Source organism: Mesorhizobium sp. M0306 (assembly GCF_040321655.1).
GTDB lineage: Bacteria > Pseudomonadota > Alphaproteobacteria > Rhizobiales > Rhizobiaceae > Mesorhizobium.
Genome location: NZ_JAMYRY010000003.1, coordinates 84,766 through 97,927, shown reverse-complemented (window position 1 = coordinate 97,927; position 13,162 = coordinate 84,766). Strand labels below are relative to the sequence as shown.

Genomic DNA, 13,162 nt, shown 5'->3' with positions numbered 1-13,162 from the left:
TGGTGCCTTGCCGGCTCAAACTGTGCTTCAGATATTCTTTGCTGCCCCGCCACGTCCGAAGTAATGATCGAAGGCCAGGCGGCGGCTGACGACTACGTCCTGTTCCCATTGTGTTGTCCGCCGGGCAAAGGCGATCTGCGACTCAAGGACCTCCCTGAACAGCGGGTTTTCAGCCGCCTTCTTCTTCACGACCTCGTCATAGACCTCCAGCTGTCGCTTGAGGATTGCTTCCGGTGTCTTGTAGAATTTGACCTTGTCCTGCGTCTGCATCTCCAAATAGTCTTTCGAATAACGGTCGATCGCCTTCCAGGCCATGTCCTGCGAGGCTGCCTCGACCGCATTGGTGATGATTGCCTTCATCTGATCGGGCAGGGCGTCGTATTTCGCCTTGTTGAACAGGACCTCGAACTGCTCCGCATTCTGGTGATAGCTCTGCAGCATGCAGACCTTGGACACGTCCGGAAAACCAAGCACCCGATCGGACGAGGCGTTGTTGAACTCGGCCGCGTCGAGCAGGCCGCGATCCAATGCCGCAACGATTTCACCGCCAGGTAGCGCGTTGACGGCCGCACCCAGGCCGGTGAAGACGTCAATCGAGATGCCAACGGTACGGAACTTGAGGCCTTGGATGTCTTCGACCTTGGAAACCGGTTTCTTGAACCAGCCGAGCGGCTGTGTCGGCATCGGTCCATAGGGGAAGGAAACCACATTGGCGCCTATGGAATCATAGAGCTTTGCAAGGAGCTCCTTCCCGCCACCGTATTTGTGCCAGGCCAGCAGCATGTTGGCGTCCATGGCAAAGCCCGGGCCGGATCCCCAGAGCGCTAGCGCCGTCTGCTTTCCGTAGTGGTAGACGAGCACGCCGTGGCCGCCATCAAGCGTTCCTTGCGACACCGCGTCAAGCAGGCCGAACGCAGGCACCACGGCGCCCGCCGGCAGCACCTCGATCTTGAGGTCGCCGCCCGTCATGTCGTTGACTTTCTTGGCGAAATCAAGCGCGAATTCGTGAAAGATATCCTTGGAAGGCCATGTGCTCTGCCAGCGCATGCTGACCGGCCCTTGCGCCTTGACGACGCTTGGCGCAGCAACGATCGCCGCAGCTGCCACGGCCGCCTCGCCAAGGAACTTGCGGCGCGACCTCATATTGGTCTGGATACTTGCTTTGGTCATCGGTTCCTCCCGAAGGTGTTGGCTTTTCAAGCCCACGTCCGACAATACTTCTCAACGACGGCCCAGCAAAAATTGCAGCGCGCGTCCCATCGCCTAAACTAGTGCGGTTCTTTCTTAAGGACAGGTGGGGGTATTTTCCCAAGCAATGGGCGAGTAGCAGTTACGCATCGCGCCATTGAATGACCGCTCTTGCGAAGGATACAAAGGTCCGCATTCGGGCGCATTGCCGCCCGGCAGCATGGGGGCCGAATTCGGAAGGTCGGTTTATGGCGTCCGAAAAAAGAGAGCGGACGTTCGGCGTGGCGCGACCAAGGTCTTAAGCTAACCCAATAACAGCCAAGGGGCGCGATAGACACCACGCCTGAGGGCCCAAACAATCCGCACGATTTCCTTGCTCGTCAGCACATTGCCAATGGCCAAGAACGCTGTCAGCCTAGCCTTGCCGCCATCTCGCGGCCGATGTGGTCGGCTACTCCAGGCTCATGGATCTCGACGAGAGCGGACCCTGTCGACTTTCAAGGCGCATCGCCACGAACTGGTGTACGCCAAGATCGCTGAGCATCAGGGCAGGATAGTCAAGCTGACCGGCGACGGCTTACTGGTCGAGTTCCCGAGCGTGCTAATGCGGGGGCCTGCGCCGTCGAAATCCAGCACAAGATGCACGAGCGTAACGCAGAAGTGCCGTCCGACAGGCCCATTGAATTCCGCATCGGCATCAAGGCAGCCGATCCTGCTCTGCGGTCCAAGTGTTCTTACCCATCGTGCAGCGCGATCCCATGCGACCAGCCAAGGAAACTGGCAACAAGTTATGCGATGTCGAAACAGCGCGCCAGCATGTTTGCGCTATCTAGAAAGGGCCATTGGCTTGTCGACACTGCTGGAGCCGTAGTTAGCTTACGCCATTGCCTTTGGAAACGGCCCCCTTGCCGTGCCGCCTAGTCTGGCAAGCCCGCCCGACGCCAGCCATCGACAAAGGGCTGCGCAGCACTCATGCTCCTAAAGGGCAAGTTCGCTGTCAGTTCACCGATCGTCCAACCTGGATTGCCCGTAAGAAATAGGCGGGCTTCCTCTTGTGCCTCAGGCAAGCGGCCGGCAAGAGCAAGCGCGGCAATCAGGTTCACCCTTGAACCGGTCCCATATGTTTCCTCCAGGCTCAAGGTCGCAACAGCTTCTTCGTAGTGACCGGTGGAAATCTGCGCCATTCCCACGATCCAGAAGTACCAACCAGGTGGACGAGGATTTAGTCGGAACGCCTCTTCACAAGCTGTCAGCGCCGCTTGCGGCTTGCCCAAGTAGATTTGAAGCTCCCCAATCCATGCTACCGCATCTGCATTGTTGGGATTTATCCGTATGGCAGCATCGAATTGGAATTTTGCTTCATCCCAATTGCGCTCAAAAAGCTGAACGCAGCCCAGGATCCTGCGAACGTTGGAATCGCCGGGATCGATTTCCATGGCTCGTTGCGCGTGCATCAGAGCATTTGCGCGATCGGGTATCTGTGGTTCTCCCCAATCAACCCAGCCAAATAACAGCACAAGGGCAAGATTGCTGTGCGCTTCACAATAGTTTGGTTCAAGCGAAACGGCGCGTTCCAAAGCTGAACGCGCGTCGCTGTTGTCTGATCTGGACATGGTCCATTTCTCCCGTGACCTAACACAAAGGTCATAGGCTTCTAGATTTGATGGCCTAGAACGGGCAGAAATATTCTTCGCACCAATCTTGCCGGAGATCGCTTCAACAACGCGGCGCGTGACCTCGTCCTGAACTTCAAAGATGTCGACAATTTCGCGGTCGAAGCGCTCGGCCCACACATGATTGCCGCCTTCGGCCGCGTTGATCAGCTGCACATTGACGCGCAAACGCTTGACGGACCGCCTCGCGCTGCCCTCGAGGAGATATTTGACGCCCAGATCGCGAGCGATCTGACGGACGTCGGTGGGCTTGCCTTTGTAGGCAAAGGTGGAGTTGCGGGCGATGACGAAGAAGCCGGGCACATTCGACAGATCGGTAATGATGTCCTCCGTCAGCCCGTCAGTGAAGAACTCCTGTTCGGCGTCGCCACTCATGTTGACAAAGGGCAGCACGGCAATCGAAGGCATGTCGGGCAGCGCGAGCTGCGGCGAAGGCTTGTCCGGCACGAGGGCCTCCGCCGATGCCGCGGGTCTGGCCTTCGCGGGAATGCCGACCTGTAGCGAATAAACCCGGACCGGCTCGGCGATGTTCTTGAGCTGAACCGCACCGCGATCGTTGATCGCGATATCGAGCCTTGATTTAACCTGCCAATAGGCTTGCTCGGAAAGACAGATATTGCCAGGTTCGCAGATTCCTTCTAGGCGCGCGGCGATATTGACGCCATCGCCCATCAGGTCGCCATCGCGTTCTTGCACGACGTCGCCCAAGTGAATGCCGATCCGGAACTCGATGCGGCGATCATCCGGCACCCCGGCATTGCGCTCAAGCATGGCGTTCTGCACTTCCAGCGCGCAGCGCACTGCTTCCACAACGCTGCTGAACTCGACAAGGCTCCCGTCGCCTGTGCGCTTGACGACGCGGCCACGATGAACGGCGATGGTGGGGTCGATGAGATCGCTGCGCAGCGCCCGCAGCCGTGCCAAGATGCGATCCTCATCCGCGCCGGCTAGCCGGCTGTAGCCGACCACATCCGAGACCAGGATCGCTGCAATTTTGCGGGTCTCACTCATGTGATGCTCCTCCCTCCAGTCTGACACTACTGCCGACCAGGCACGCTGTCTCAACATAGAGCGGTTAGGCCAAAGGAAGATAGCTCCGAGCCATTGGTCGGATGGTCTGCTTAGGATCTACTCCCGTCGTTCGAGGCAAAATGTCGGGCGCATAGCTGCCTGTGGCCTGTCCATTGGCGATGTCCGCTTTTGTTGAATGGACGGGACCGCAGGAATGACTGCCATGCGGCGCAAAGCAGCCATTCAGGATTTGCCGGATCTTGTTGCGGAGCCGCCGTGGCGCAGATCGCAGATCTCTGCCGTCAACGGAACTGACCGCCACGCAACCGGTTAATCCGCATGAAGCTCGCCACCATACCCAAGGTCACCCCATGAGCATCCTGCAAACCACCAAGAAAGCCGTCGAGCAGGTCACCGGTGTCGCCAGGCCGGGCAGGCGAGAGGTCGCCGATCTGGTCAGACCGCGCAAACCGAACGAATTTCGTTTTGGGGATGATGGCCTCGTGCCCAATCATCCGTCCTGGCCGCTTGTCGTCTATCGCGGCGCCGTCAAGCTGCCCGAGGAATTCGATCCGGCGGCGGTCATGGAGGCGCTTTTCGACGCAAATGGCTGGGGCGATAGTTGGCGCAATGGCATCTACGACTACGTCCACTACCATTCGCGGATACACGAGGTGCTGGGCGTTGCGCGCGGCACGGCCAAGGTCCGCTTTGGCGGCAGCAAGGGGCGAACGCTGTCGCTGAAGGCCGGCGACGTCGCGGTGATTCCGGCCGGCACCGGGCACCAGCGTCTTTCCGCGTCCGACGATTTTCTGGTCGTCGGCGCCTATCCTCCTTCCGGCACCTATGACCTGTGCACGACCGCCGCCGATCATGCCAGGGCGGTGGTGACGATCCCCAGGATAGGCCGCCCGCGCAAGGACCCTGTCTATGGGAGCAAAGGCCCATTGCTCGCCGCCTGGGAAAGGGACTGAAGTCGTCCCTTTCGAAGGGGCTGCGGGTTGGCTTCGGGGCTCAAACCGAACCTTTGACCAACACCTCCGGCGCCACCGCCGAAGGAGGCCGCCTTGTAGATGGAAAAGCGGATCGTGCCGCTGTCGGTGTGCGCAGGCTGGCAAATCAGGCTTGGCGCTATATTATTGCAGTGACCCTGCCCGATGCATCGAGACGACAACTGACTTGCGCCTGCCGGACTTCGATGCCGCCTTTTCTTGCATAGTCTATTCGCACCTCGATCGGCGCCGTGAGTGCACCCCGACGTTGATCCAACGCGCCTGCGCTTGCCGCGTGGACACGGACGGCCCCAAGCGGCATCGCAGCGGCCATGATCGCCGCGCGGCAGGCTCGCACGATCACAATCGGCGTACCGGGTTTCGCTGTCAGTGGTCCCGGAGATACAAAGGGATATCCCTTGGTGGAGTCACCGTCACCGGCTTTGGAAGGCCTGAGGACGGGTGGCAGGACGATGGATTGCCCAGCGGTCTTGGCAGAGGAAGGGGCTGTCACTGCAGTCGAACTGTCGGGTGCGGTAGCCGCTTCGTTTTCGGCGGACGGATCGTCGCCCACAGTGGCACTTGTGCTTGTATCACCAACGTTGCCGCTGGCACTAACGCCTGCGTCGACTGATCCGTCATCCGCACCGACCGAAGCTCCAACATTTGCCCCGCCTACGCCGTCGACGCTCGTGCCCGCCCCCACAGATACGCCTTGCGAACCGGCGCTCACTCCAGCACCGACCCCGACACCGCCCGCCCCACCGCCCACACCTGCTTCAAGAGCTGACGCAGGTCCAATTGTGATCCCGATTGTCAACGCGGCTGCGACATACTTCTTCATTGTCGTCTCCCTGCGGCATCCATTTCGCTCCCTAGTCTTCACTGGCGCGGCTCGAGCTTTTTGATGGCCGTGTTGGAAGCAATGCTGCAGGAAGAGGTATGGTTGCCAGCAGAGCAGTTTGCGGCGGCTTTTGGACCTTCACTTTCTGTTTTTCCGGCAAGCCCGGTTTACGGGCTGGTTGGGCGCCCGAACGCGATAACCTACTTGCAAGTGCGGGGGTACGTGCTTTCGGCGCGCGCTCCACAGCCGCAGTGCGACGCTTACCCTTGACAATATCAATTGCCTCACGCGCTGCACTGAGGCTGCGGGCTAGACCGATATCCCTTTCACGCTCTTGGTCCAGCGCGGCACTCAATTCTACCGAGTTCTGCTTTAAAGCATCGCGTTCCTGGCGAACAATATCGAGGTCACGTACAGCTGAATCTGCTCGTTCGCGTCCCCGTTCGAGTGTTTCTCGAGCCTGCTTTAGAGCGGCCTCGGCCACCTGTCGGTCCCTTATGGCGTTCGCCTGCTCGACGGCTGCCAGATTTACGCCTTTCTTAAGAGCATCGATAGTTTGGCGAGCCGTGGTAAGTTCTTGTTCCAAGAGCTCAACCTTGTGCCGCTCGTCATCAAGCGTTCGCTTCGCAGCAAGCTGAGAGGCTTCCATAGAGGGGTGCGCTCCAAGCGCGGCAGCCTTCTCGCTGTTCCAGAGACTGGCTTCGGCCCTGTAGCTTTCGATAACGCGCTGCGCCGTCTCCAGATCGAGCGCGAGCGCTTCGTCTGTCCGCTGCTGCTCATTTAGGGCTTGTGCTTGCTGAGCCACCGTGTCTGCCAGTACGTGTGCCTGGGCGCTTAGCTCACGTGCGCCGCGCTGCATAACGTCTAGCTCCGCTCGTGCTGCGGCCAATTCGCGGCGTAAAGCCTCCTCATGCTCGCCGAGCGGCGTTTGCGCGCCCTTCTTGAGTGCCTGTGTTTCGCTGAGCACCAGCTCTCTAGATTTATGGGATCCGAGCGCGTTCGGTTGTGGCTTGCCCGGTTCTTTGCCGACCTCGGTGTGTTTGGAAACCACGACCGACGAGCTGTCGTTAGCTGTGGCAACCGCTGACGCTTCGGGCGCCAACTGACCATTTGCCGGAGATGCCAACAGCAGAACGAAGCATAACGGAATGAGGGATGGCATGGCGTTGCACCTCATGCCGCGTATCTCGTGAAGTAAAATCAAGGGCCGTCGTTTAATAAAGGTGAAGTCACAGCGGAGACATTTTGACTTGGTACTCTGCGCATGATTCATCACTGAACCTCACCGATCGCGGCCCTCACCGCTATTGTATTCTCCACTTACTGCACGCCGCGGCGCCCTGGATGCCGCATCAAAAAGATCAATGCTGGTGAAGCACCCTCGGCAACGCCAAAGCACGGGAATAGCGCGCAAAGGCTGTTTCCTATTTCCTTGGTTGTCATCATTCGAACAAACGGAACTTTCGGCTTTCGGGATGACCATCTTCCCTACCCAACGGCTGTGATGCGGCGCAAAGCAGCCATTCAGGTCTGCGAAGGTCGACTTCGGGTCAACACCAAACTTCCGCTGGATGGTACGGCGTACCTCACCCAGCCAGTACCGCCGCCTCCAACCCGCGGATGATGTTCGCCGGCTCGATACATTCATCGTGCCGGACCTTGGTGTGGAGCCGCATGGCGGCTTGCTCGCAGCCTGGAGCAAGGATTGAAGCCGTTCCATTCGAAGGGGCTTGGCTTGCGGGTCCGCTTCGGGGCTAACCGACCCAACATCCGCCGCTCAAGCCGCCAGCACCGCCGCATCCAACCTGCGAATGATCTTCGCCAGTTCCACGCATTCGTCGTGGCGCACCTTGTTGCGCCGCCAGGCGAGGCAGATCGTGCGTTGCGGCATTGGTTCCTGGAACGGCACGATCTTCAAATCGGGGATAGTGCTGGCCGGCCCGGCCGCCATTTCCGGGATAAGCGTGACGCCGAGCCCATGCGCCACCATCTGTAAGAGCGTCGTCAGGCTGGTCGCGCCGTAGCTTGCCATCGCCACCGGACGCACGCTGCCGCAGACGGCGAGCGCCTGTTCGCGCAGGCAATGGCCTTCCTCCAGCAGCATCAGCCGCTCCAGCGCCGGGCTTTCCGGCGGCACCGGCGGTGAGGCGAAGGCGGGGTCGCCGGCCGGCACGGCCAGGAAGAACCGGTCGGAGAAAAGTTCCTCGGTGACCAGGCCTGGGTAATCGAGCGGCAGTGCAGCGACGAAGGCGTCGAGCTTTCCCGAACTGGTGTCCTCGACCAGCGACGCGGTCACCGCCTCGCGCAATTCGAGCTGCAAGGCCGGGAAATGCCGTTTCAGCTCCGGCAGCACATGCGGCAGCAGATAGGGCGCCACCGTCGGGATGATGCCGAGCCGGAAGCGGCCCTCCAGCGCCGGGCGGCCGCGCCGGGCGGTGGCCTCGACGTCGCGCACGTCGGCAAGAATGCGCTCGATGCGCGGCAGCAGGACCTGCGCCTCGTCGGTCATCCGCACCGCCTTGCCGCCGCGCTCGAACAACCGGCAATTGAGCCGCAGCTCCATCTCGGCGATCTGCGATGACAGCGCCGGCTGGCTGACGCCGGCGAGTTTTGCCGCGCGGCCGAAATGCAGCGTCTGCGCCAGCGCTTCGAAATAATGCATCTGCCGGACGGTCAAGCCGATCATAAGGAAAACCTATCAGAATAAACAGCAAAGGCAATTTGTCTTTATCGGCCGGGCAGGCTAGTCTGGAACCATTCCAGAATGGCGCGGCCGCTGGCCCAGCCCGGAAAATCAACAAATCGCAGAAAATCAACAAAATCGGAGGCAAAGATGGACGCGAAAACCGACGACAACAGCGCCGGCAAATGCCCGGTCCCACATGGATCGGCCAGGAGGAGCAACCGTGACTGGTGGCCGAACCAGCTTGACCTCGGTGTCCTCCACCAGCAGTCGAACCTCTCGGACCCGATGGACGAGGACTTCGACTACGCCAAGGAATTCAAGAGCCTCGATCTCGATGCGGTGATCAGGGATCTGCACCAGGTGATGACCGATTCGCAGGATTGGTGGCCGGCCGATTTCGGCCATTACGGCCCGCTCTTCATCCGCATGGCCTGGCACAGCGCTGGCACCTATCGCATTGGCGATGGCCGTGGCGGCGCCGGCGCCGGCCAGCAGCGTTTCGCGCCGCTCAACAGCTGGCCGGACAACGCCAATCTCGACAAGGCGCGCCGGCTGCTGTGGCCGATCAAGCAGAAATACGGCAGGAAAATCTCCTGGGCCGACCTGTTGATCCTCGCCGGCAACGTCGCGCTGGAATCGATGGGCTTCAAGACGTTCGGCTTCGCCGGCGGCCGCGCCGATGTCTGGGAGCCCGAGCAGGACGTCGACTGGGGGTCGGAAACCAAGTGGCTCGCCGACGAGCGCTATTCCGGCGACCGCGAACTTCACGGCCATCTCGGCGCCGTGCAGATGGGGCTGATCTACGTCAACCCGGAAGGGCCGAACGGCAAGCCCGATCCCTTGGCCGCGGCGCGCGACATCCGCGAAACCTTCGCCCGCATGGCCATGAACGATGAGGAAACCGTGGCGCTCATCGCCGGCGGTCACACTTTCGGCAAGACGCACGGCGCCGGTGATGCATCGCTGGTCGGGGCGGAGCCGGAAGGCGCCGGCATCGAGGCGCAGGGCCTCGGCTGGTCGAGCAAACATGCCACCGGCATTGCCGGCGACGCCATCACCTCGGGCCTCGAGGTGACCTGGACCACGACGCCGACCAGATGGAGCAACAACTTCTTCGACAATCTGTTCAACTACGAATGGGAGCTGACCAAGAGCCCGGCCGGCGCCCATCAGTGGACGCCGAAGGGCGGTGCCGGTGCAGGCACCGTGCCGGACGCGCACGATGCCTCGAAGCGCCGCGCGCCGGCGATGCTGACCACAGACCTCGCGCTGCGCGTCGACCCGGCCTACGAGAAGATCTCGCGGCGGTTCCATCAGAATCCGGATCAGCTCGCGGACGCGTTTGCCCGCGCCTGGTTCAAGCTGACCCACCGCGACATGGGTCCGGCCGTCCGCTATCTCGGCCCGCTCGTGCCGAAGGAAGAGCTGATCTGGCAGGACCCGATCCCGGCCGTCGACCACGAGCTGGTCAACGAGCAGGATATCGCCTCGCTGAAGGCGAAGATCCTGGCCTCCGGCCTGTCCGTGTCCGAACTGGTCTCGACCGCCTGGGCCTCGGCCTCGACTTTCCGCGGCTCCGACAAGCGCGGCGGCGCCAACGGCGCCCGCATCCGCCTGGCGCCGCAGAAGGATTGGGAGGTCAACCAGCCGGCACAGCTGGCCAAGGTGCTCGAGACGCTCGAAGCGATCCAGAAGGGCTTCAATGCTTCGCAGTCTGGCGGCAAGAAGGTCTCGCTTGCCGACCTGATCGTTCTCGGCGGCGTCGCCGCGGTCGAGAAGGCGGCCAAAGACGGTGGCCATGACGTCAAGGTGCCGTTCACGCCGGGCCGCATGGACGCCTCGCAGGAACAGACGGATGTCCAGTCCTTCGCCGCGCTCGAGCCGAAAGTCGATGGCTTCCGCAATTATGTCAGGGGCAAGCCGCCGATGTCGGTCGAGGCCATGCTGGTCGACCGGGCACAGCTGCTGACCTTGACGGCGCCGGAGATGACGGTGCTCGTCGGCGGGTTGCGGGTGCTCGGCGCCGACACCGGCAACTCGAAGCACGGGGTGTTCACCGACAGGCCGGGCACCTTGACCAACGATTTCTTCGTCAACCTGCTCTCCATGAACACGGTCTGGGATCCGGCCGCCGGCTTCGATGAAGTCTACGAAGCGCGCGACCGCAAGACCAGGGCTGTCAAGTGGACCGGCACCCGCGCGGATCTGATCTTCGGCTCGCACGCGCAGTTGCGTGCGCTTGCCGAGGTCTACGGATCGGCCGACGCCGGGCAGAAGTTCGTCAGGGATTTCGCCGCTGCCTGGACCAAGGTGATGAACGCCGACCGTTTTGACCTCGCAGCCTGATCCGGCACACGAAGTTCTCGACGCAACGAAAAAGGCGCGGGCCTCGACCCGCGCCTTTTTCGTTGGGCTTCCGAAAAGTCAGTCCTTCTCGAAGATACCGGCCTTGGCAACCACGCCGGCAATGGCGCCCCCGATCAGCGGCGCGACGATGAACAGCCACAGCTGACCGATCGCCGCAGTTCCCGAAAACAGCGCCGGTCCGATCGAACGGGCCGGGTTGAGCGATGTGCCCGTCACCGGAATGATGGCGAAGTGCAGGCCGGCCAGCGTCAGGCCGATGACGAGGCCGGCGAAGGCCGTGGTGTGCTTGGCGTTGGTGACGCCGAGGATCACAGTGACGAAGGTGAAGGTTCCGATCAGCTCCCACAGGAAGGCCGAGCTGACGCCCCATTTCGTCACGTCCCAGCCATTGGCGCCGAAGCCTCCGGTATGGCCGCCGACCTGTCCGGAGACGATGATCCACAGTGCCAGCGACGCGATGATGGCGCCGATGATCTGCGCGATCCAGTAGGGAATGACGTCCCTGGCCGGCATCCGCCCGGCGAGGAACACACCGAGCGTCACCGCCGGATTGAGATGCGCGCCGGAAATCGGGCCGATCGCATAGGCCGCCGCGATCAGGCCGATGCCGAACGCCAGACCGATACCTTCCTGGCCAAGCGGCAGCGCGCCGCCGAAGCCGCCCGTTACCACCGAAGCCGTGCCGATGAACACCAATAGAAACGTGCCTAGAACTTCCGCCAGATAAGTTTTCATTGCCCTCTCCTCGTATCGACCCGCGGCTCCGCCTTTTTCTGCGACGCGAATCACCGCGCAAAGAGTATTCGCAACCGCAAAAGTTGCAAAGCAGAGCAGTTGCACCAGTCGGCGTGCTTGCGCGCGCCAGACAAGCACATTAGAAACTTGTAATATATTGATCGAATTATTTGGTTCCGCATGCCGACGCCCGCTTGGTGGCGGCGGCTCGCGATGCACCAACCCACATTCGTCACCCCCCTTGCATGGATTGTCTCGCCGTCGGGGAAACAGAACTGTTTCAATCAGGACACGAAAAGCTCTAAGAGCAGGGCCGGAATTAGTTTGCTGAGTAATGGAAGACGACAATGAGACTGGGCGGGCGGCTGGCGGCAGCCATCGAAGTGCTTGACGACATTGGCCGGCGCCACCGGCCGGTGGCCGATGCGCTGAAGGACTGGGGCCTGTCGCACCGCTTCGCCGGTGGCGGCGACCGCGCCGCGATCGGCAACATCGTCTACGACGCGCTGCGCCGCAAACGCTCGGCCGGCTGGCTGCTCGGCGAAGACACGCCGCGCGCCATCGGCTTCGGCGCGCTGCTGCTCGAATGGGGCCAGACGGCGCAGTCGCTGAACGAGGCGCTCGAGGGCGACAAGTTCGCGCCGCCGCTGCTGAACGCTGACGAACTGACAACGCTTGCGGCTCGCCGGCTTGCCGATGCGCCGCCGGCTGTCAGGGCAGACGTCCCCGACTGGTGCATGCCGCTGTTCGAACGGGCGTTCGGCACGGCCTGGGTGGAAGAGGGTGCCGCTCTTGGCACTCGCCCGCCGCTCGATCTCAGGGTCAACACGCTGAAGGCCGATCGCGGCAAGGTGCTGGCGGAATTGGCGGGGACCGGCGCCAAGCCTGCCCGGATCGCGCCGCACGGTATCCGCATCCCGCCGATCGAAGGCGATGGCAGGCACCCGAACGTGCAGGCCGAGCCGGCCTTCCAGAAAGGCTGGTTCGAGGTTCAGGACGAGGGTTCGCAGATTGCGGCCGAACTGGCCGGCGCCGAGGCTGGAATGCAGGTGCTCGACTTTTGCGCCGGCGCCGGCGGCAAGACGCTGGCGCTGTCTGCGGCGATGGACAATCGCGGCCAGATCTTCGCCCACGATGCCGAGAAGGCAAGGCTGGCGCCGATCTTCGACCGCATCCGCCGCTCGGAAAACCGCAATGTGCAGATCGTCACCAAGCCGGCGGAGCTCGCGCCGCTCGGCAAGCATATGGACATCGTCCTAATCGATGCGCCCTGCACCGGCAGCGGCACCTGGCGGCGCCGGCCGGATGCCAAATGGCGGCTGACGCAAAGGCAGCTCGACGCCCGCAAGGGCGAGCAGGAGACGATCCTCGATGCCGCCAGGGACTTCGTCAAACCCGGCGGCCTGCTGGTCTACATCACCTGTTCGGTGTTCGACGAGGAAAATGGCGACCAGGTTTCGGCCTTCCGCGACCGCCATCCCGGTTTTGTCTCGGTCGATCACCGCCAGCTTTGGGACAGCCGCTTTGCGGGCCATGCAGCGGCAGTGCGTATTGGCGCTGCGGGCGGCATTTCGCTGTCGCCGTTGCTGAGCGGCACCGACGGCTTTTACTTCTGCGCGCTGCGGCGGGCCGGCTGAACGGTTGCCGGATGTCGCCGATCTCGCTT

General features: G+C 62.0%; 8 protein-coding genes and 1 pseudogene. 4 read left to right on the top strand and 5 right to left on the bottom strand.

The window, feature by feature from the left end; genetic code table 11:
* Positions 1-27: 27 nt before the first annotated feature.
* Positions 28-1,170 carry a TRAP transporter substrate-binding protein gene (locus NKI95_RS07370; protein WP_292663629.1) on the bottom strand — a complete coding sequence of 381 codons (1,143 nt, stop codon included), beginning with the start codon at positions 1,168-1,170 and terminating at the stop codon, positions 28-30.
* Positions 1,171-1,652: 482 nt separating this feature from the next.
* Here NKI95_RS07370 and NKI95_RS07365 point away from each other — a divergent pair.
* Positions 1,653-1,899 (top strand): annotated as a pseudogene (locus NKI95_RS07365) (adenylate/guanylate cyclase domain-containing protein); the annotation flags it as partial.
* A gap of 206 nt (positions 1,900-2,105) precedes the next feature.
* Here the strand turns inward: NKI95_RS07365 and NKI95_RS07360 are convergent.
* The gene (locus NKI95_RS07360) at positions 2,106-3,872 is read right to left on the bottom strand and encodes an adenylate/guanylate cyclase domain-containing protein (RefSeq protein ID WP_352715404.1); all 1,767 of its coding nucleotides are present in this window, start codon (positions 3,870-3,872) and stop codon (positions 2,106-2,108) included.
* A gap of 371 nt (positions 3,873-4,243) precedes the next feature.
* On the opposite strand from NKI95_RS07360, the gene NKI95_RS07355 reads away from it, so the two are divergent.
* Positions 4,244-4,846 carry a cupin domain-containing protein gene (locus NKI95_RS07355; RefSeq protein WP_352715401.1) on the top strand — a complete coding sequence of 201 codons (603 nt, stop codon included), beginning with the start codon at positions 4,244-4,246 and terminating at the stop codon, positions 4,844-4,846.
* Between the two features lie 893 nt (positions 4,847-5,739).
* Here NKI95_RS07355 and NKI95_RS07350 read toward each other — a convergent pair.
* Positions 5,740-6,981 carry a coiled-coil domain-containing protein gene (locus NKI95_RS07350; protein WP_352715400.1) on the bottom strand — a complete coding sequence of 414 codons (1,242 nt, stop codon included), beginning with the start codon at positions 6,979-6,981 and terminating at the stop codon, positions 5,740-5,742.
* A gap of 504 nt (positions 6,982-7,485) precedes the next feature.
* Positions 7,486-8,394, bottom strand: a complete 909-nt coding sequence (locus tag NKI95_RS07345; RefSeq protein ID WP_352715397.1) for a hydrogen peroxide-inducible genes activator — start codon at positions 8,392-8,394, stop codon at positions 7,486-7,488.
* A gap of 147 nt (positions 8,395-8,541) precedes the next feature.
* On the opposite strand from NKI95_RS07345, the gene katG reads away from it, so the two are divergent.
* Positions 8,542-10,740 carry a catalase/peroxidase HPI gene (katG, locus tag NKI95_RS07340; RefSeq protein ID WP_352715394.1) on the top strand — a complete coding sequence of 733 codons (2,199 nt, stop codon included), beginning with the start codon at positions 8,542-8,544 and terminating at the stop codon, positions 10,738-10,740.
* A gap of 78 nt (positions 10,741-10,818) precedes the next feature.
* On the opposite strand, the gene NKI95_RS07335 is transcribed toward katG, so the two are convergent.
* On the bottom strand, positions 10,819-11,496 hold the full coding sequence (locus tag NKI95_RS07335) for an MIP family channel protein (RefSeq protein ID WP_352641539.1): 678 nt from the start codon (positions 11,494-11,496) through the stop codon (positions 10,819-10,821).
* Between the two features lie 347 nt (positions 11,497-11,843).
* Between NKI95_RS07335 and NKI95_RS07330 the strand changes: the two genes are divergently transcribed.
* On the top strand, positions 11,844-13,133 hold the full coding sequence (locus tag NKI95_RS07330; RefSeq protein ID WP_352715391.1) for an RsmB/NOP family class I SAM-dependent RNA methyltransferase: 1,290 nt from the start codon (positions 11,844-11,846) through the stop codon (positions 13,131-13,133).
* Positions 13,134-13,162 lie beyond the last annotated feature (29 nt).

Coding starts and splice junctions, on each gene's coding strand:
- NKI95_RS07370 (WP_292663629.1), bottom strand. CDS start 1,170: ATGACCAAAGCAAGTATCCAGACCAATATGAGGTCGCGCCGCAAGTTC.
- NKI95_RS07360 (WP_352715404.1), bottom strand. CDS start 3,872: ATGAGTGAGACCCGCAAAATTGCAGCGATCCTGGTCTCGGATGTGGTC.
- NKI95_RS07355 (WP_352715401.1), top strand. CDS start 4,244: ATGAGCATCCTGCAAACCACCAAGAAAGCCGTCGAGCAGGTCACCGGT.
- NKI95_RS07350 (WP_352715400.1), bottom strand. CDS start 6,981: ATGAATCATGCGCAGAGTACCAAGTCAAAATGTCTCCGCTGTGACTTC.
- NKI95_RS07345 (WP_352715397.1), bottom strand. CDS start 8,394: ATGATCGGCTTGACCGTCCGGCAGATGCATTATTTCGAAGCGCTGGCG.
- katG (WP_352715394.1), top strand. CDS start 8,542: ATGGACGCGAAAACCGACGACAACAGCGCCGGCAAATGCCCGGTCCCA.
- NKI95_RS07335 (WP_352641539.1), bottom strand. CDS start 11,496: ATGAAAACTTATCTGGCGGAAGTTCTAGGCACGTTTCTATTGGTGTTC.
- NKI95_RS07330 (WP_352715391.1), top strand. CDS start 11,844: ATGAGACTGGGCGGGCGGCTGGCGGCAGCCATCGAAGTGCTTGACGAC.